The sequence below is a fragment of the Clostridioides sp. LIBA-6622 genome (assembly GCF_056716095.1).
In genome coordinates this window covers 939,411-960,347 of sequence record NZ_CP196998.1, presented here as the reverse complement: position 1 = coordinate 960,347, position 20,937 = coordinate 939,411, and the positions used below count along the sequence as shown (strand labels likewise).

General features: G+C 28.7%; 17 protein-coding genes. 7 read left to right on the top strand and 10 right to left on the bottom strand.

Annotated features, from left to right (window positions below; translation table 11 throughout):
- Window positions 1–4 precede the first annotated feature (4 nt).
- From ACTG47_RS04700 to ACTG47_RS04670, 7 genes are all read right to left on the bottom strand, one after another.
- Window positions 5–2,425 (bottom strand): glycogen/starch/alpha-glucan phosphorylase, encoded by a 2,421-nt coding sequence (locus tag ACTG47_RS04700; protein WP_479926299.1) that lies wholly within the window; start codon window positions 2,423–2,425, stop codon window positions 5–7.
- Window positions 2,426–2,438: 13 nt separating this feature from the next.
- Window positions 2,439–3,881, bottom strand: a complete 1,443-nt coding sequence (glgA, locus tag ACTG47_RS04695) for a glycogen synthase GlgA (RefSeq protein ID WP_479926298.1) — start codon at window positions 3,879–3,881, stop codon at window positions 2,439–2,441.
- 28 nt (window positions 3,882–3,909) lie between these two features.
- Window positions 3,910–5,040, bottom strand: a complete 1,131-nt coding sequence (glgD, locus tag ACTG47_RS04690; RefSeq protein WP_169470357.1) for a glucose-1-phosphate adenylyltransferase subunit GlgD — start codon at window positions 5,038–5,040, stop codon at window positions 3,910–3,912.
- Between the two features lies 1 nt (window position 5,041).
- Window positions 5,042–6,202 (bottom strand): glucose-1-phosphate adenylyltransferase, encoded by a 1,161-nt coding sequence (locus tag ACTG47_RS04685; RefSeq protein WP_479926297.1) that lies wholly within the window; start codon window positions 6,200–6,202, stop codon window positions 5,042–5,044.
- 773 nt (window positions 6,203–6,975) lie between these two features.
- The gene (locus tag ACTG47_RS04680; protein ID WP_479926296.1) at window positions 6,976–8,019 is read right to left on the bottom strand and encodes an SPFH domain-containing protein; all 1,044 of its coding nucleotides are present in this window, start codon (window positions 8,017–8,019) and stop codon (window positions 6,976–6,978) included.
- 20 nt (window positions 8,020–8,039) lie between these two features.
- Entirely contained in the window at window positions 8,040–8,486 is a 447-nt protein-coding gene (locus ACTG47_RS04675) for an NfeD family protein (RefSeq protein ID WP_479926295.1), read from the bottom strand.
- Between the two features lie 182 nt (window positions 8,487–8,668).
- Window positions 8,669–10,249: an NAD(P)H-hydrate dehydratase gene (locus ACTG47_RS04670; protein WP_479926294.1), complete on the bottom strand. Its 1,581-nt coding sequence runs from the start codon at window positions 10,247–10,249 to the stop codon at window positions 8,669–8,671.
- A gap of 792 nt (window positions 10,250–11,041) precedes the next feature.
- Here ACTG47_RS04670 and ACTG47_RS04665 point away from each other — a divergent pair.
- The 7 genes from ACTG47_RS04665 (at window position 11,042) to ACTG47_RS04635 (ending at window position 18,468) form a co-directional block, all read left to right on the top strand.
- Window positions 11,042–11,944 (top strand): ABC transporter permease, encoded by a 903-nt coding sequence (locus ACTG47_RS04665; RefSeq protein ID WP_479926291.1) that lies wholly within the window; start codon window positions 11,042–11,044, stop codon window positions 11,942–11,944.
- A complete protein-coding gene (locus ACTG47_RS04660) occupies window positions 11,931–12,686 on the top strand; it encodes an ABC transporter ATP-binding protein (RefSeq protein WP_479926293.1) in 756 nt (251 codons plus the stop codon). The genes ACTG47_RS04665 and ACTG47_RS04660 overlap by 14 nt, the downstream gene beginning before the upstream one ends.
- Window positions 12,687–12,782: 96 nt before the next feature.
- Window positions 12,783–13,820 carry an ABC transporter substrate-binding protein gene (locus ACTG47_RS04655; protein ID WP_479926292.1) on the top strand — a complete coding sequence of 346 codons (1,038 nt, stop codon included), beginning with the start codon at window positions 12,783–12,785 and terminating at the stop codon, window positions 13,818–13,820.
- A gap of 794 nt (window positions 13,821–14,614) precedes the next feature.
- Window positions 14,615–15,517 carry an ABC transporter permease gene (locus ACTG47_RS04650; protein WP_479926291.1) on the top strand — a complete coding sequence of 301 codons (903 nt, stop codon included), beginning with the start codon at window positions 14,615–14,617 and terminating at the stop codon, window positions 15,515–15,517.
- Entirely contained in the window at window positions 15,504–16,259 is a 756-nt protein-coding gene (locus ACTG47_RS04645) for an ABC transporter ATP-binding protein (protein ID WP_479926290.1), read from the top strand. The genes ACTG47_RS04650 and ACTG47_RS04645 overlap by 14 nt, the downstream gene beginning before the upstream one ends.
- A 138-nt stretch (window positions 16,260–16,397) precedes the next feature.
- On the top strand, window positions 16,398–17,420 hold the full coding sequence (locus tag ACTG47_RS04640; RefSeq protein ID WP_479926289.1) for a CD0873 family tyrosine ABC transporter substrate-binding lipoprotein: 1,023 nt from the start codon (window positions 16,398–16,400) through the stop codon (window positions 17,418–17,420).
- Between the two features lie 31 nt (window positions 17,421–17,451).
- Complete coding sequence (locus ACTG47_RS04635) at window positions 17,452–18,468, top strand: ABC transporter substrate-binding protein (RefSeq protein WP_479926288.1); 1,017 nt, start codon at window positions 17,452–17,454, stop codon at window positions 18,466–18,468.
- A gap of 127 nt (window positions 18,469–18,595) precedes the next feature.
- Here ACTG47_RS04635 and ACTG47_RS04630 read toward each other — a convergent pair whose 3' ends face one another.
- The 3 genes from ACTG47_RS04630 to modB are packed head-to-tail and all read right to left on the bottom strand — an operon-like array spanning window position 18,596 to window position 20,919.
- Window positions 18,596–19,153 (bottom strand): sugar O-acetyltransferase, encoded by a 558-nt coding sequence (locus tag ACTG47_RS04630; RefSeq protein WP_479926287.1) that lies wholly within the window; start codon window positions 19,151–19,153, stop codon window positions 18,596–18,598.
- Window positions 19,154–19,158: 5 nt separating this feature from the next.
- On the bottom strand, window positions 19,159–20,235 hold the full coding sequence (locus ACTG47_RS04625; RefSeq protein WP_479926286.1) for a sulfate/molybdate ABC transporter ATP-binding protein: 1,077 nt from the start codon (window positions 20,233–20,235) through the stop codon (window positions 19,159–19,161).
- The gene (gene modB / locus ACTG47_RS04620) at window positions 20,236–20,919 is read right to left on the bottom strand and encodes a molybdate ABC transporter permease subunit (RefSeq protein ID WP_169468581.1); all 684 of its coding nucleotides are present in this window, start codon (window positions 20,917–20,919) and stop codon (window positions 20,236–20,238) included.
- Between the last annotated feature and the right edge of the window lie 18 nt (window positions 20,920–20,937).

Below are 20,937 nucleotides of genomic sequence, written 5' to 3'. Positions count from 1 at the left end.
CTAATCACACCCTTTTAAACCAAATGTCTTTTGCATATTCAGAAATTGTTCTATCTGAAGAGAAAAATCCTGAATTAGCTATGTTAACTAAAGACATTGTATTCCATTTTTCTTTATCTCTATATAACCTATTTATATCAGCCTGAGCTTGACCATAATTTTCAAAATCTCTCAATACAAAATATTCATCATTGTAAGTAGTGAGTGAATTATAAATGCTTCTTCCTTCTTCTCCTAGATTAGGAATAAATCCATTTATTAAATCATCTACGACCCTTTTTATATTCATATTAGAATGATACAGGTCAAGTGAAGAATATCCACCATACTTATTATAATTTAATACTTGTTCTGCACTAAGCCCAAATAAAAACATATTTTCTTTTCCTACTTGTTCACATATCTCTACATTTGCACCATCTAGTGTCGCCAAAGTTATAGCACCATTCATCATAAACTTCATATTACTTGTTCCAGATGCTTCCTTTGTTGTAGTTGAGATTTGTTCACTGACATTTGCTGCTGGTATTATTATCTCTGCTAATGATACTCCATAATTCTCTAAAAATACTACTTTTAACTTGTCCCTTACTCTGACATCATTGTTTATAGTACTTGCAACAGAATTTATAAATTTAATTATACATTTAGCTAAATAATATCCTGGTGCAGCTTTTGCACCAAATATAAAAGTCCTAGGGTCAATATTTAAATTAGGATTATCAAGCAATTCATGATACAGATGAAGTACATTAAATATATTCAACAACTGTCTTTTATAAGCATGTAATCTCTTAACTTGAACATCAAATATTGAACTTGGGTCGATATCTAAATCGTATTTATTTTTTATAAGTTTTGCTAAATTTGCTTTATTATTGTATTTTATATCATCAAGTCTCTGTAAAACAGAGGAATCATTTTTAAATTTCTCAATATTCTTTAACTGTAAAGTATCTTTCTTCCATGAATCACCAATTAAATCTGTAATTAAATTGCTAAGTTGAGGATTTGAACTTATAAGCCATCGTCTATGTGCAATTCCATTGGTCTTATTATTAAATTTATTTGGTTCATCTTGATAAAAATCTTTCAATACCTCAGTTTTAAGAATCTGAGTATGAAGCTTAGCGACTCCATTAACACTGTGGCTTGTGACAATACATAAGTTTGCCATGTTGATGTTATCCCAACTTATTATACTCATTCTATTTATTCTATCTTGGTCATATCCTTTATTATTTAATTCCTCTACATATCTTCTATTTATTTCTTCTATTATCATGTAAATTCTTGGTAATAGTTCTTTCATCATGCTCACAGGCCATTTTTCCATTGCTTCTGACATTATAGTATGATTAGTGTAAGATACTGTTTTTTTAGTTATTTGCCATGCTTCATCCCAAGATAAGTTTTCTTCATCAAGCAAAATTCTCATAAGTTCTGGTATACATAAGGTAGGATGTGTATCATTTATATGAATTGCTACCTTATCACATAAATTGCTAATATCCAATTTATTCTTTTTATATTTCCTTATTATATCTTGTATCCCTGCACTTACAAAAAAGTATTCTTGTTTTAATCTCAGTAACTTTCCTGCATAATTTGAATCATCTGGATATAGTACCTGTGATATTTCCTCAGTATAATACTTATGTTTTAAAGCTTCTTCATAGCTACCAGAATAATTTAGAGCATTTGAAGTAAGTTCACCAAAATCTCTCTTTGGTATCTCACTTTTAAACAATCTTAAGGTATTTATACATTGGTTTTGATACCCAATTATTGGTATATCATAAGGCATTGCCATTACAGGAAGGTAGTTCTTATGAATTACTTTTAAATGACTGCCATCCTTAACTAATTCTACCTCTCCACCAAACTTCACCATTGCTGCTTCATTTGGCCTTACAGTTTCCCAAGCATATCGTCCTTCTGTAAGCCAGTTATCAGGTACTTCTACCTGATAACCATTTACAAATTTTTGTTCAAACAAACCGTATTTATATCTTATTCCATACCCTTGACCACTTATATTCAAGGATGCCATAGAATCTAAAAAGCAAGCTGCTAATCTACCAAGACCTCCATTTCCTAAGGCTGGGTCTACTTCAGCTTCAACTAAATCATCCAAGTTAATTCCTAATTCAGATAAGCCTTCTCTAACTTCTTCTTCAATATTCAAATTTAGTAAATTTGATTTTAATTGTCTTCCTATTAAAAATTCAAGACTAAAATAATAAACTTCTTTTTTCTTGTCTAACTTTGTAGCAACCCACTTTTTTGCTATTTCATCTTTCAATAAACTACATAATACGTTTAACAATTGTTCATTAGTAGCTTCCTTGATAGACTGTGCATATAAGCTATACATTTTCACTTCAAATTTTTGCTTGAATTTCTTTTTGCTTATTGTTACCAAAAAAACCACTCCTTTAATCACATATGTCTCTATATGTTTCTATATACTCCTTAGCTGATTTTTTCCAACTATTATCCGTTTTCATTGCATTTTCAACTAATTTAGTCCATTTTTCTTTATCTTTAAACACTTTGATTGCATTTTTCAAACAGAAAAACATCTCATGAGCATTGTAATTTTTAAAACTAAATCCATTACCTTCACCAGTAAATTTATTGTAAGGCATTACAGTATCCTTAAGCCCTCCAGTCTCTCTAACAATTGGCAAAGAACCATATCTCATAGCTAACATTTGTCCTATACCACAAGGCTCAAATAATGATGGCATTAAGAATATATCACTTGCAGCATATATCTGTTGAGCTAATGATGTATTAAAAGTAATTCTAGCTGATACTTTATCTGAAAAATTAGAATCATAATAATTAAACATCGATTGATATTGATGTTCTCCAGTTCCTAAAACAACAATTTGTAGGTCTTCTCTCATAAGCTCAGGCATCATATATGCTATTAAATCAAAACCTTTTTGAGAAACTAATCTTGAAACTATTCCTATTAATGGAATAGTCGAATCTTTTTTCAACCCTAAAATATCTTGTAATTTCAATTTATTTTCTGTCTTTTTATCAATAGAGTCTACATCATAGTGAACAAATATATCTTTATCTTTTGCAGGGTCATTTAAATCATAATCTATACCATTTAATATTCCTTTTAATTTTCCTGACTCTTTTCTAAGCAAACCATCCAATTGTTCTCCATAAAATGAGGTTTGTATTTCATTTGCATAAGTAGGACTAACAGTTATAATTTTGTCTGCAAAATTTATTCCAGCTTTCATAAAGTTTATTGAGCCATAATATTCTATATCTCCATTATCAAAGTATTTTTGAGGTAAGTCTAATATATCATCTAAAACAAACTTATCAAACACACCTTGATATTGAAGATTATGTATAGTATACATAGTTTTTATATTTTTATACCCCTCAAGGGTTGCATATCTCTCTTTTAAAATCAATGGTAACATGCCTGTATGCCAATCATTTATATGTATTACATCTGGATAAAAATCAATTCTACTTATAGCTTCTAAAACAGCATTTGTAAAGAAAGTGTATCTTTCTGCATCATCTCCATATCCATATATACTGTCTCTTTCATCTTCTCTTCTAAAATAAAATTCATTATCTATAAAGTAAAATTTGACACCATCCAATTCCATTTCTAAAAGTCCACAATATTGATTTCTCCATCCAACATGTACACTAAACACAGCTATTTCTTTTAGTTGATCTTTTAAATAACTTGGTATAGTTGAATATTTAGGCATTATAACCCTTACATCTACACCTTCTTTTTTTAATTCTTTAGGCAATGCATAAGAAACATCCCCTAATCCTCCAGTTTTTGCAAAGGGCCAACACTCTGCTGTTACATAAAAAACCTTCACTAGTCATTCCCCCTTCTAAAAAATATATTTATATGTTTGTATTCTTTTCTACTACAAGAGGATATTTTTCATCTCCTCTTAGCTCTTTTCCATTTGATATATTTGTATTTTTATCTAATATTGCATTATATAATTTTGCATTTGACTTTATTACACAATTTTGCATTACTATTGAATTCTCTATAACTGTTCCTTTTTCAACATTAACTTTTCTAAATATAATACTATCTTTTACAGTACCTTCAATTAGACAACCTGATGCTATAAAGCTATTTTCTACCTTGGCGCTATCTGTATAAATTGTAGGAGATTCATTCTTTTCTTTTGTAAATATCTTTCTTTCAGAATACAATAATTCATCAGCAATTTCTAAATTTAATAAATCTTTGCTCATTTCAAAATATGATTCGACAGAATTTACACATTTTAGATATCCTGTATACTCATAAGCTCCTACTTTCATGTTTTCTGCTTCTTCAATAATAAATTCTTCTAAATAACAATAATTGCCTTTATTTACAATATTATATATACATTCTACAAAATCTTCACGCTTCATAATATAAGTTTCCATACATATATTAGCTCTAGGGAATTTCCCTAAATTATTACCAACATTTATTACTCTATTGTTACTATCTAAATTCAAAGTTAAATTACCAGCAAAATCTTTATTTGCATTATTTACATTTTTATATATTATAGTTATATCATTATGAGATTTTTTATGATATTCCAATGCTTTAGAATAGTCTAAGTTGCATAGCATATAGCTAGGAGCTATTAAAATATATTCTTCTTCACTCTTTTCTATATAATCTAGATTAGCTAAGATAGTGTATATGTCACCTTCTCTATGTGAATAAGTATTTCTATACTTAGTGTTTTCTGGACTAAAAATTGATAAGCCACCTTTTTTTCTACTTAAATCCCAATCTTTCCCACTACCTATATGGTCTGTCAATGATCTGTATTTTTCCTTTGCAAAGATTCCAACTTTAGTGATTCCTGAATTTATCATATTAGATAAAGCAAAATCTATTATTCTATATCTTCCAGCTATTGGTGTAGATGCTATTGGTCTTCCATAGTTAAGTTTGTTTATTGCTGGGTCCCCTTTTTTGTTTAAATTTATTATGCCTAAACATTCATTTCTCATCTTAAAGGCCTCCTTCTATTAATACGCATCTAGGTTCAATATTTTCATATTCAGAAACTACATTTATTTCATTATTTACATTTTTTATCTGAACATTATCATTTATAGTTGCACACTCACCTATCATAGCTTTTTCTATAGTTACATTTTCACCTATTACAACATTTGGCATTATTACTGAATCAATTACTTTACTTCCTTTACCAACAATAACTCCATGTGATAATACAGAGTTACCTACTTCTCCTAAAATTCTACAACCATCTGCTATCATTGATCTATGAACATTTGCGTTTTTGCCTATATATTGTGGAGGCATTGCCATAGTATTTGTATATATCTTCCATTTAGGGTCTGCTAAATCAAGTGTTTCTGGAGATTTTATTATATCCATATTAGCATCCCATAAACTTTGTATAGTTCCTACATCTCTCCAATAACCTTTAAATGGATAAGCATACATTCCAACATTATCTTCTAACATTTTAGGTATTAAATTCTTTCCAAAATCATCATAATTTATTTCTGAATTTTTTTCTGCTTCTTTAAAATAACTTCTCAACATTTTCCAATCAAATATGTACACTCCCATAGATGCCAAATTACTCTTAGGTTCACTTGGTTTTTCTTCAAATTCATAGATACTTGAATCTTCATTTGTATTCATTATTCCAAATCTAGAAGCCTCATCCCAAGGAACTTCAATTACTGCTATTGTAGCTTTAGAGCCTTTTTCTTTATGAAACTTTAACATCTTACTATAATCCATTTTATATATATGGTCACCAGATAGTATTAATACATATTCTGGATTATAAGTATCTACAAAATCCATATTTTGATATATTGCATGTGCTGTACCATTATACCAATTACCTTCTTTTTCATTCATAAATGGTTGTAAAACATATACACCACCATTTATTCTGTCCAAATCCCAATGACTTCCCATACCTATATGTGAATTTAATATCAACGGTCTATATTGAGTTAAAACACCAACTGTATCAATACCAGAGTTTGAACAATTACTTAACACAAAATCGATAATTCTATACTTTCCTCCAAATGACACGGCTGGCTTGGCAATTCTCTTTGTGAAAACACCTAGCCTTGAACCTTGCCCTCCTGCCAAAATCATAGCTAACATCTCTTTTTTCATTTAATGACACTCCCCTCATCTAGTAATTAATATTTATAATTGCATTTTTACTTTTATAAACTCTATCAGTCAATAAATGCTGTGTATAAATTTTGCTCAAATGATACTTTAATAAAAATAAAATAATATCAACTATACAATTGATATAATGTATACCCCATAATGTGCTTATTTACGTATACATTATTTTCCATAAACACTATAGTATTTATTAATATTCAATTCTTAGTTAAAAAATAATACAAATTTTATTTAACAAATATAAAAAACATTTTTTATGATTTTTTTTATGCCCTATAGATATACTTATTTTTTTATTCATTAAATTCATGATAATAAAACATAACTTTAGATTTGTTAAATAATTGTCCAAAAAATTTTAAATAATTAATAGCTAATATTGTTTTTTCATTAACAATTCTTTGATGTTATCTAAACAATAAATCATAAAATTATAATTAGATTATTAGTTTTATTAATAGCAATATTGCTATTTTTATAACTATATTTCTTAATGCCATAAATAGATTAATTAAAATCATTCTCATTGCCTATATGTTTTATATATTATTATATAACACTTTTTATATTAGTAAAGGATAAATTGTATAAAAATTCTGTTAATTTGTTTTTATAATATTATTTTTTAAATAAAAACAAAGAAGAAGACTTAAAAAGCTATAAGTCTTCTTCTTTTCAACGTGCATTTTTATACTATATTTAATTAATTCGACCTTTAGTTTCCATTTCCTTCCTGTAATAACAAAACTCTTTTATTTTTTTAATGAATCATTATTATCTATAATTTCTTTTACATCTAATATCTCTTTGTTATCGTCACTCATAACTTCTTTTATTCCTTTAAATGTTCCTAGGAAGTTAACTGCTTCTGAAGGTAAAACTAGTTTTGTTGACTTACCTTCAGCCATTTTTTCAAGTGCTTCCATAGATTTTAATGCTAAAATATTATTGTCAATATCAGACTCTTTCATTGCTGAAAAGACTAATTTTAGACCTTCTGCTGTTGCAAATTGAGTTCTTTTTATCATTTCAGCTTCACCTTGTGCTTTAGCAATAGCTGTTTGTCTTATAGCTTCAGCTTCACCTTCTGCAACCAAGATAGCAGATTCTTTTTCTCCTTCTGCTACACGTACCATAGCTTCTTTTCTAGCTTCTGCTGTTAATATTGCAGATTGTTTTTCTCCTTCTGCTTGTAATATTGCAGCTGATTTGTTACCTTCTGCTTGAAGAATTGCTTCTCTTCTTTCTCTTTCTGCTCTCATCTGTTTTTCCATCGCAACTTGAATATCATGAGGAGGCATTATATTCTTTAACTCTACTCTATTTACTTTTATCCCCCATTTATCTGTTGCTTCATCTAGGATAGTTCTCATTTTTACATTTATTATATCTCTTGATGTTAATGTCTCATCTAAGTCAAGTTCACCAATTATATTTCTTAATGTTGTAGCTGTTAAGTTTTCAATAGCAGCTATTGGATTTGCTATCTCAAACACATATCTAACTGGGTCTGTAACTTTATAATATACAACTGTATCAATCTGCATAGTTACATTATCTTTAGTTATAACTGGCTGAGGAGGGAAATCTATTACAATTTCTCTCAAATCAATTACATATGCCATCTGGTCTAAAAATGGTATTAAGAAATGTACGCCTGTATCAGCTACTTTCTGAAACTTACCAAGTCTCATTATTATACCTACTTTAGATTGTTTTATAACTCTTATACAAGTTAAACTCATTGCTACGACTACTACTATTAATACAATACTTAAAATAATTTTAATACCCATACTATAAATCCTCCTTTATTCTATTGATTTGTCACACTAGTTGTAGAGTTTACTTTTTTAACAACTAGTTTTACTCCTTCTATCTTCAATACTTCTACTGTAGAATCTTTTTCTATTTTTTCACCATCTATAGAAATAGCTGTCCATGTTTCATGTTCAACTACAACTAGACCTGTGTTATTTGGAGAAATCTCTTGTGTAACAATACCTTTTTTAGACATCATCGCTTGTAAATTAGTGTTAGATTTATAACCTTTATCTTTTTTTACTATCTTTTTAGTAGCCACAACCAACATAGCTATAGAGATTACTGCAAAAATTAGAATTTGTAAGAATATACTCTCTATAAAACTACTTAAAAATATAAGTACTACAGCTCCTACACTAAACCATATCAGAGTTAAGCTTGGCGTCAACATCTCAGCTATTCCAAATAAGATTGCTACTATCAACCATATTAATTTCATACTATCTTCCCTCTTTTCATATGAATTATAAAACCATCTATAAATATATATGTTTATATAATGTTTTTAAATATAAATTTAAACTATAAATCAATACAATAAATTAATTTTAAATTAATTTAATAGTATTATATCAACATACTTTGTTAAAGTTGTTACAAAGTAGTATCAAATGTCAATTCTTAGATAAGCAAAAACTCTTTCATTGTTAACGAAATGTTACTTATTAAATCCGTTGCAGTTACTGTATACATTTTCTTACTTAATTTATCTCCTATATAACCATGTATATATGCTCCCATGACTGTAGCTTCAAATATCTCCATACCTTGACCTATAAATGAAGTAATCATACCAAGCAAACAGTCTCCCATTCCTCCAGTTGCCATACAACTATTTCCTGTAGGATTTATATATGTTTTTTTGCCATCTGTTATGACAGTTTGATAACCTTTTAAAAGTACAACTACATTATATTTTTGAGCAAATTCTTTTGCTACATCTACTCTATGTTCTCTTATATACCCAATTGAGTCTCCTGTCAACCTGGCCATTTCTCCCAGATGAGGTGTAATCACGAATTTATTCTCCCACTCTAAAAATCTATAACATTTATCTTTCATAATATTTAGTCCATCAGCATCTAATACAATTGGACAATTAGAGCCTTCCACTGTTTTAAGCAATTTATCAAATGTCTGCTGATTATCTCCCATTCCTGGACCAAAACCAATTGCATTGCTAGAACTCAATATTTTATTCAATCTTTCTTCTTCAAAATTTACAGTCATCGCTTCTGTAAGCCTAATAGATGCCTTGTTTTGTACATCTTCTTCGCTAATTAATGTTACAAGTCCACTCCCACTCTTAACAGCAGATTCAATTGCTATAAAACTTGCACCATAAAATCCTTTTGAACCTGCAACTATGGATACTTTTCCAAAGTCACTTTTAAAACCATGTATCTCTCTTATTCTAATATTATTTTTCACAAAATTCTCATCAGTTATGAACTCATCTTCATGGTATTTTCTTGTAATAAACTCTGGCACGCCTATTTTTTCTACAATTACATCACCTATAAGCGAACTAATATCATAGTTTAAAAAACCTCTCTTATAAAACTCAAAACTAATTGTCTTATTTGCTTTAATACAAGTTCCTAACACATTTCCTTTATCACTATCTATACCTGATGGAACATCTATAGAATATGTATTTTTACTATTATCATTTACCATATCAATTACTTCTTTAAAAATACCAGTTATATCTCGTTTTAATCCAGTACCAAATATAGCATCTACTACAACATCACTTTTAGATATTGTATCTTTAAATGTTGTTAAATTTTTATTTTTTATAATATTTTCTTTTTCATCCTTAATAATTTTATCAACTTTATTTTTATTTCCAACATCTTCTTCTCTTAAATCACTTTTATTAATATTTATAATATTAATCCCCATATTTAAAAGTATATTGTAGTTTATTTTGGAACATTCACTTAGCTTTTCAATATTCCCTATTAAAAATACTTCTACATCTTTTCCTTTTGTATTTAAATGTCTTGCTATTCCAAGACCATCTCCACCATTGTTACCAACACCACATACAACCACATAGCTATTATATATATCTATATCCATATTTTTCACTGCAGATATGACAGCATTTTCCATTAATACAATCATTGGAATTCCCAATTCTTTCACACATGCGGTATCAACATTTCTACTTAAATTAGATGTACCTATCAGCATAAATTATCACTCCTATAAAGTTAAAGACTTCTTAAAATATTTACAAATAAATATCTATTGAAGTCTTTTTAATATCATAATAGAATCACTAAAACTAAGATTTTAAAACAATTTAAAATAACAAAAAATTTTGAATTAAAATAATTATTTAATTTTATTATATCATATAATTTGAGTTATTATGTTGATTTAAAGCCTATTTGAACTAATTATCTAAAGTTTTTTTATTTTTTATAATCTTTTATTGCTTATTGATATTTATTATTTTTATTAAAAAAATAATAATTAAGAATATTGCTATATTCTATACATAAAAAATTTTTTATTTAAATCAAATTTTCTGATAATTTAATAATTTTTCAAATTTTATAGTTGACTTTTATTTTTTACTGTATTAAACTAATTACTATACAAAACAGAAAACAAAATTTTCAAAATTATTAAATTAAAAGGAGAGATAAACATGAAGACTTTATTAAACAAACAAGTACGATTTTTTAATAGCCAATTTAGTTAGGGTTTGTAACTAAGTTAAGACAAATTGTCATAACATAGATACAAACCCCTTAGGATTATGATTTTTAAGGATTGTATCTGTGTTGGCTATAGTAATTGTTGTTAAAGTTTTTATTTTATCATCATAATATAGAGCCACATGGATTATACTGTGTGGCTTATTCGTATTTTTGCCATACAGTTATATATACTGTGTGGTTTTTTTATATCAAATTTCAATTTTAAAATTAAATTTTAAAAATTATTTAAAAATATTTTCAAAGGGGTGTTTTATTTATGTCAGGTATTATATCTGTAATGACGCAAAGTTTAATTTTATCGATTATGGCACTGGGGGTTTATATAACTTACAAAATCTTAGATTTTCCCGATATGTCTGCTGATGGTAGTTACACAATGGGTGCTTCTATCGTAGCATTTTCTCTTACTAATGGTATTTCTCCTATAGTGGCGACACTAATGGCTATCTTATGTGGTTGCATTGCTGGTCTTGTTACTGGAATTCTTCACATTAAGTTTAAGATTTCTAACTTACTTTCTGGTATTTTAGTTATGGGAATGCTATACTCTATCAATTTAAGAATAATGGGAAAATCAAATATCCCTCTATTTAGTTTCAAGCACTTATTCAATGGAGAAGTATCTCCTATAGTTTTAGCCTTAGTATTCGTTTTTATCTGTAAGGTTTTCTTGGATTTATTCTTAAAAACAGGTCTTGGATACACTCTAAAAGGTGTTGGTGATAACTCTCAAATGATTAAATCTTTGGGTATAAATATCGGTTCTATAAAAATACTAGGACTTATGATTTCAAATGGACTTATAGCTTTATCTGGTAGCCTTATGGCTCAGTTCTTAGGATTCTCAGATGTAAATATGGGTATAGGAACTCTAGTTCTTGGAATTGCATCTATCATAATTGGTATCACTTTATTTAAGAAATTCACTTTTATTAAAGATACTACTGCAATAATCGTTGGCTCTTTTATATACCAATTTACTATATACTTTGCAATGAGTTTAGGAATGTTATCAACTGACTTAAAACTAATAACTGCTATAGTTATAATAGCTTTCTTAGCTACTGGTAATTTAAATATTTCTCTAAAAAAAAACAACCACAAAGCTAGTACCAAAAATAAATCAGAAAAAAGAGGTGTTATAGATGTTACAAATTAAAAATCTTTCAAAAAGTTTCCCTAATCCATATGGTCAACCTAATACTATATTTGAGAATTTATCAATTGATATAGAGGATGGTGAATTTGTAAGTATCATAGGTAGTAATGGAACTGGTAAATCTACTTTACTAAATATAATATCTGGACTTATAAAAGAATCTTCTGGAGAAATTACTTTAAACAATACTGCTATAACAAATTTAGCTGAATACAAAAGGACTCAAATAGTGAGCCGAGTTTTTCAAGACCCAAGCCTAGGAACTTGTCCTTCTATGACAGTTAGAGAAAATTTGTCTTTAGCTCTTAATAAAGGTAAATTATTAAATTTAAGAAAGTGTCTTCGTCATAAAACAGATGACTTAGAACTCTTACTTGAAGGAATTTCTTTAGATTTAAAAAAATACCTAGATATCAAAGTTCAATATCTTTCAGGAGGTCAAAGACAGTCACTATCGCTAATTATGTCTAGCCTAGCAAGTCCTAAAGTTCTTCTGTTAGATGAACATACAGCAGCTCTTGACCCTAAAACATCAAATGAAGTTATTGGGTTAACAGACAAAATAGTAAGAGAAAAAAATATAACTACACTTATGGTAACTCACAATTTAAAGCATGCTCTTCAATATGGTGATAGATTGATAATGCTTCATAAAGGCGAAGTTGTTTTAGATGTAAAGGATAAGGAAAAAGAGCAATTAACAGTTGAAGAAATCTTAGAAAAATTCGAATATGCAGTTTAAGAAATAAAAAACTTAGTCTTAATCAAGCATACTTATAATCTTTTATATGAATATATGAACAAATATAACTATTTAAATTTGAGGGAGGAAAATAAAATGATAAAAAGTAAAAAAATATTAAGTTTAATTATAGCAGGAGTGCTTGGTGTATCAATGCTTACTGGTTGTTCCCAAAATGATGGCTCTAGTGCTTCAAATGAAAAGAGTAAAACAGACAATAAAAAACAAAAAAATATAGGTATCACTCAATTGGTAGAACATCCATCTCTAGATAAGGCAAAGAAAGGATTTATAAAAGCACTTGAAGACAAAGGCTATAAGGATGGAGATAATATAAAAATAGACTTCCAAAATGCACAAAACGATATGCCTACTACACAAAGTATTGCAAGTAAATTCGTATCTGATAAAAAAGATTTGATATATGCTATATCTACTCCGTCTGCTCAGGCAGCTTACAATGCTACTAAAGATATACCTATAATCATGACTGCTGTTACAGACCCTGTAGAAGCTGGGCTTGTTAAATCTATTGAAAAACCAGGTGGAAATATTTCTGGTACATCAGACTATCTTTCTATTGATAAAACATTAGAATTAGTTAAAACATTAGCTCCAAAAGCAAAAAAAATAGGTGTTATATACAATACTAGTGAAGTTAATTCAAAAATTCAAGTTGATTCTTTACATGATTATGCTAAGAAAAATAATTATGAAGTTGTTGAAAAAGGAATTAGCTCTTCAAGTGAAGTTAATCAAGCTATTTCTAGTTTAGTTGGTAAAATAGATGTTTTATATGTGCCTACTGACAATTTAATAGTTTCTTCTATGCCAATAGTTTCTAAAGTTGCTAATGAGAACAAAATTCCTATAATAGCTTCTGAAGAAGGTTCTGTATCTTCTGGTGCTTTAGCTTGTTGTGGAATAGACTATGAAAAGCTAGGATATAAAGCTGGAGAACTTGCTATTGAAGTGTTAGAAGGAAAATCTGTTGGTGATATACCAGTTACTATGTTGGATGAAACTGAAATAATAATTAATGAAGATACACTAAAAGCACTTGACATGCAAAAGTTATCAGCCGATAATATAAAGTATATAAAGTCAGATGAAAATACAAAATCTGCAGAATAAAATTTATTAAATTTAACAAAGTAGGTAATATGAAAACTTTATATAATAAGTACTCTTATCCACCCTAACCCTTTGAAAATTGTGCTTATTTCAGCAATTTAAATATTGCATATAAAGTTATTCATTTTCCATAAAAGTCGTCTACATTGACGACTGATTATGAAAGTTATATAACTTTCTAATCACAACTTGAGCTGTCCAAAAGAATCTTAATATTCTTTAGACAGCTTTTTTTTATAAAATTGTATGAATGTATGTACATATAGACTTTATACTTAGTAAATATTTTCACAAATTTTCCATATTAATTCAATCTAAGGATAACGTTTTTCGCAAACAATACATTGATTTCAAAGTTATATAAGCATACATTATTTAGTATTTTAATTAAATTTAGCAGTTGACTTTTATTATTGTATAATTTATAATTTATAACAAGTCGAGAATACATATAATTTTCTGACTAATTAAAATATTAAAGGGAGAGATAATTATGAATACTTTATTAAACAATAAAAAATATTATTATTATTATAGCCACTATTTTTAGGGTTTGTACCTACGTTTTAACATAGATACAGACCCCTTAAGACTAGTAAAATTTTGGGATTGTATCTATGTTGGCTATATTGTTTATAGAGTTTTCATTTAACTATATAAGAGCCACATAGATTAGACTATGTGGCTTATTCGCGTTTTTCACCACATAGTTTTGTATACTATGTGGTTTTTTTATACACAAAATTAGCAAATAATTAAAATTATAAAAATATTTTCAAAGGAGTGTTTTATTTATGTCAGGTATTATATCTGTAATGACGCAAAGTTTAATTTTATCGATTATGGCACTGGGGGTTTATATAACTTACAAAATCTTAGATTTTCCCGATATGTCTGCTGATGGTAGTTACACAATGGGTGCTTCTATCGTAGCATTTTCTCTTACTAATGGTATTTCTCCTATAGTGGCGACACTAATGGCTATCTTATGTGGTTGCATTGCTGGTCTTGTTACTGGAATTCTTCACATTAAGTTTAAGATTTCTAACTTGCTTTCTGGTATTTTAGTTATGGGAATGCTATACTCTATCAATTTAAGAATAATGGGAAAATCAAATATCCCTCTATTTAGTTTCAAGCACTTATTCAATGGAGAAGTATCTCCTATAGTTTTAGCCTTAGTATTCGTTTTTATCTGTAAGGTCTTCTTGGACTTATTCCTAAAAACAGGTCTTGGATACACTCTAAAAGGTGTTGGCGATAACTCTCAAATGATTAAATCTTTGGGTATAAATATCGGTTCTATAAAGATACTAGGACTTATGATTTCAAATGGACTTATAGCTTTATCTGGTAGCCTTATGGCTCAGTTCTTAGGATTCTCAGATGTAAATATGGGTATAGGAACTCTAGTTCTTGGAATTGCATCTATAATAATTGGTATTACTTTATTTAAGAAGTTCACTTTCATTAAAGATACTACCGCAATAATCGTTGGCTCTTTTATATACCAATTTACTATATACTTTGCAATGAGTTTAGGAATGTTATCAACTGACTTAAAACTAATAACTGCTATAGTTATAATAGCTTTCTTAGCTACTGGTAATTTAAATATTTCTCTAAAAAAAAACAACCACAAAGCTAGTACCAAAAATAAATCAGAAAAAAGAGGTGTTATAGATGTTACAAATTAAAAATCTTTCAAAAAGTTTCCCTAATCCATATGGTCAACCTAATACTATATTTGAGAATTTATCAATTGATATAGATGATGGTGAATTTGTAAGTATCATAGGTAGTAATGGAACTGGTAAATCTACTTTACTAAATATAATATCTGGGCTTATAAAAGAATCTTCTGGTCAAGTATTATTAAATAAACACAACTTGTCTAACCTAGCAGAACATAGAAGAACTCAAATAGTAAGTAGAGTTTTCCAAGACCCAAGCCTTGGAACTTGTCCTTCTATGACAGTTAGAGAAAACTTATCTTTAGCTCTCAATAAAGGCAAATTATTAAACCTAAGAAAATGTCTTCGTTACAAAAGAGATTTCTTAGAAAATTTATTAGAAGGTGTGTCTCTTGATTTAAAAAAATATCTTGATGTTCAAGTACAGTTCTTATCAGGAGGTCAAAGACAATCACTATCACTAATTATGTCATGTTTGACAAATCCTTCTGTTTTATTACTTGATGAACATACAGCAGCACTTGACCCCAAAACATCAAATGAAGTAATTGAGTTGACTAATAAGATTGTAAGGGAAAAAAATATAACTACACTTATGGTAACTCACAATTTAAAACATGCTCTTCAATATGGAGATAGATTAATAATGCTTCATAAAGGTGAAGTTGTATTGGATGTAAAGGGTAAAGAAAAAGAACAATTAACAGTTGAAGAAATCTTAGAAAAATTTGAATATGCAGTTTAAAACATATCTATTATATTAATTTAAGTTTAGTTTATTTCTAAAATAGACTCAAAAATATAATAATTCTGCTAATTCTACAATAATTCATATGAATATATGAACATATATAACAATAAAATTCTTGAGGGGGATATAAAAATGATTAATAAAAAAAGATTGGCAAGTTTAATTTTAGCTGGTGCACTTAGTATATCTATGCTTACAGGATGTTCACAAGGTGGAGATTCTGGTAATTCAAAACAAGAAAGTACTTCTAAAAATAAAGCTGTTAAAAAAATTGGGATAACCCAATTGGTTGAGCATCCAGCATTAGATGCTACTAAGGCAGGATTTGTAAAAGCATTAGAAAAGAATGGATTTAAAGATGGAGAAAATATCGATATAGACTTCCAAAATGCTCAAAATGATATGCCTACTACACAAAGTATTGCAAGTAAATTTGCATCTGACAAGAAAGATTTAATATTTGCTATATCTACTCCATCAGCTCAGGCAGCTTTTAATGCTACTAAAGATATACCTATACTTATCACTGCTGTAAGTGACCCTGTTGCTGCTGGATTAGTTAAAACACTTGAAAAACCAGGTGGAAATGTATCTGGTACATCAGATTTTGTTTCTGTAGACAAAGGCTTAGAACTTCTTAAAATATTTGCTCCTAAGGCAAAAACTATAGGTGTTATGTACAATACTAGTGAAGTAAATTCTAAAGTTCAAGTTGATGCTTTAAAAGAATATGCATCTAAAAATGGTTTTAAAGTTGTTGAAAAAGGTGTAACTACTTCAAATGAAGTTAATCAAGGAATTTCTAGTTTAGTTGGTAAAATAGATGTCTTATATGTTCCTACAGATAACTTAGTAGCTTCTTCTATGCCTATAGTTTCTAAAATAGCTACTGAGAATAAAATTCCTGTTATAGCAGCTGAATCTGGTCCAGTTGAAAAAGGAGCTCTTGCTTGTCAAGGTATCAACTATGAAAAACTAGGTTACAAAACAGGTGAAATAGCAGTTAAAATTTTAAATGGAGAATCAGTTTCTGATATGCCTGTAGCTACATTAGATGATACAGATATAATAGTTAATGAAGATATATTAAAAGCTTTAGGTATGGAAAAACCTTCTAATGATAATATTTCTTATGTAAAAACTAAACAAGAATAGATATAATAGATTTTTTGAGGGAGTGGTCAAAATGAAATGCAGTAAACTAATAAAGTTAACTTTGATTGGTGTTCTTAGTATATCCACCATTACAGGTTGCTCTAAGAATAATGAAGGTGATTCAAATGAATCAACCAGCAAAAACAATGATATAAAAAAAATTGGCATTACACAATTAGTTGAGCATCAAGCCTTAGATGCCTCCAAAGAAGGTTTTGTTAAAGCTTTAGAAGATAATGGTTTTAAGGATAGTAAAAATATAGAAATAGATTACCAAAATGCTCAAAATGATATGCCTACTACACAGACCATAGCGAGTAAATTCGTCTCTGATAAAAAGGACTTGATATTCGCTATATCTACACCATCTGCTCAGGCTGCATATAATGCAACTAAAGATATACCTATACTTATTACTGCTGTAACTGACCCTGTTTCTGCTGGATTTGCAGATTCTTTAGATAAGCCAGGTAAAAATGTTTCTGGAACTTCTAACTTTACACCGATTGAAAAAAGTATGGAAGCTCTTGATGTACTTGTTCCAAAGGCAAAAACTATAGGGGTTATATACAATACTAGTGAAGTAAATTCTAAAGTTCAAGTTGATAATTTGAAAAAATATGCTGACAAAAAAGGGCTTAAGATTATTGAAAAAGGAATTAGTTCTTCTAGTGAAATAAATCAAGCAGCTTCTAGTTTAATGGGAAATATTGATGTTATTTATGCTCCTACAGACAATTTGCTTGCATCTTCTATGCCTATAGTATCTCAACTTGCTACTAAAAACAAAGTGCCTATAATAGCAGCAGAAGAAGGAATGGTAAAAGGAGGAGCATTAGCTTGCCAAGGTATAAATTACGAAAAATTGGGCTATAAAACTGGTGAAATGGCTGTTAAAGTACTAAAAGGCGAATCTAACGTTTCAGATATGCCTATAACAAGTTTAGATGAAACTAATTTAATTATTAATGAAGATACATTAAAAGCACTTTCTATAGATAAACCTTCTGACAATAAGATAGTTTACGTTAAGACTGAAAATAAATAATTTAACTACTCTAGTTTGAACGATATAAAATTAAATATAATTTCTCTATACAATTAATATGCCTGTTTCTATGAGTTTTCTAAAACAAGAAACAGGCATATTTTTACAGTCTTTACATAATAAATACTTATTCTTCTATTCTCTTTATTACTCTACAAGGATTTCCAACAGCTACAGTATCTGATGGAATATCTTTTGTCACTACACTTCCTGCACCTATTACTACATTATCACCTATAGTAATACCTGGTGTTATGATTACTCCGCCACCTATCCATACATTATTACCTATTTTTATAGGAGAACCATACTCTATGCCTGAGTTTCTAAGTTGTGCATCCATTGGGTGATAGGCTGTATAGATTTGCACATTTGGAGCTAACATTACATTATCACCAATTTCTATTTTACATACATCTAAGAAGATACAATCATAATTTGCAAAAAAATTTTCACCTACATGTATGTTATATCCATAATCACATCTTATATTTTGTTCTACATTTATTTTACTACCTGTTGAGCCAAACAATTCTCTTAGAATCTCTTCTCTTTTCTCATATTCATCCTCTAAAGTATTATTAAATAATCTAGTTAGTCTTTTGCACTTTTCTCTTTCTTTTATTAGAGTTTCATCACTTGCATAATAGCCTTTACCTGACAACATTTTTTCTTTTTCAGTCATATAATTTACTCCTTTTCGTTATAATTGTATCTAAAGCAAAATAAATATTCCTGTGGAAAATCTAAATAAATGCTGTCTCCTTTCTTAAATCTCATTTTACTTTTTTCTAATTCTATTTGAATAGGCATACACTTGTTAGATAAATCATGTTTTCTAACGTATATAGTATATGTAAATGGATTTTCTATAATGTTAATCAATTCAAAACATAGCTTTCCACTTAAATCTTCATTAGAATCCAAGACTTTAATATGATGCTCTCTGATTCCCACATATTCTATATTATCACCTATTTCTCTATTTAATGTCAACTCACAGCCCCAATCAGTAGCATAAACAGTATTTTCATCCATTCTATTTAATTGAGATATATTTTTACACCCTGTTATCTTTGCTTCCATAAGGTATTTTGGAAATTCAAACAATTCTTTTTTAGGTCTTTTGGGAAGGCCTTCCCCTTTGTTATATACCATAATGTCATCACAAACTCTATAAGCTTCCTCAATATCATGAGTGACAAATAATATATCTCCTTTGTAATCTTTTAACATATTCATAAGTTCTTTTTCCATATTACTTCTTAAATGATGGTCTAGTGCTGAGAAAGGCTCATCTAAAAGTAATATATCTGGAGATGTTGCCAATGCTCTAGCTAGAGCTACCCTTTGTTGCTGACCACCAGATAATTGCCAAGGATATCTCCTCTCAAACCCATTTAACTTAAGTATATCTAAGTATCTTTCTACTATTTCCTTTTTTTCATTCTTACTTAGTTTTAAAAGCCCAAGCTCAATATTTTGACCTACAGTCATATGTGGAAACAAGGCATAGTTTTGAAATAGAAAGCCTACTTTTCTTTCTTGAGTTGACAAATTTATCTTTTTTTCAGAATCAAACAGTACTATATCATTTAATACAATCCTACCTTTTGTTGGTCTCTCAAGCCCTGCTATACATTTTAATGTCATGCTTTTTCCAGAACCAGACTCACCTAAAAAGCCTAAAATTCCTTTTTCTTGTTCAATTTTTACCTTTAATTTAAAAGAGGATAAATCTTTTTCAATATCTACATATAAACTCAATTATCTACACCTCTTTCCTATAATTTTTTGCTGAAATTCAGACCAATAATTTAATAATAAAATCATTGCTATAGATATTACTACAATAATCATAACCCACATCATAGCTTTATTCATATCTCCACCCTCAACAGCAAAAAATATAGCTATTGGCATAGTTTGAGTTTTTCCAGGTATATTACCAGCTATCATAAGTGTTGCACCAAATTCTCCAAGGGCTCTAGCAAATGACAACACCAATCCACCAATTATTCCAGGCCATGCCAATGGAACTGCAATCTTAAAAAACACTTTCCATTCATTAAGACCTAATGTTCTCGCAGCTGACAACATATTATTATCAATCTGTTCAAATGCTGACCTTGAAGTTCTGTACATCATAGGAAAAGACACCACTACTGCTGAAATTACAGTTGCTGTCCAGCTAAATATTAAAGTCTTATCAAAACTTAATAAAAATTTACCTACAAAACCATTTTTCCCACATAACAATAACAAAAAGAATCCTACAACTGTTGGTGGTAAAATTAATGGGAGTGTAAATAATCCATCTATAAGACCCTTCCACTTGCCTCTATAATTAGCCATAATATATGACACAAATATTCCTATTATAAAAGTTATTACTGTTGACAAAAAAGATGTCTTAAGTGATATCCATAAAGGTGACCAATCTGTTCCCATCTTTCCCTCCTTAATTTT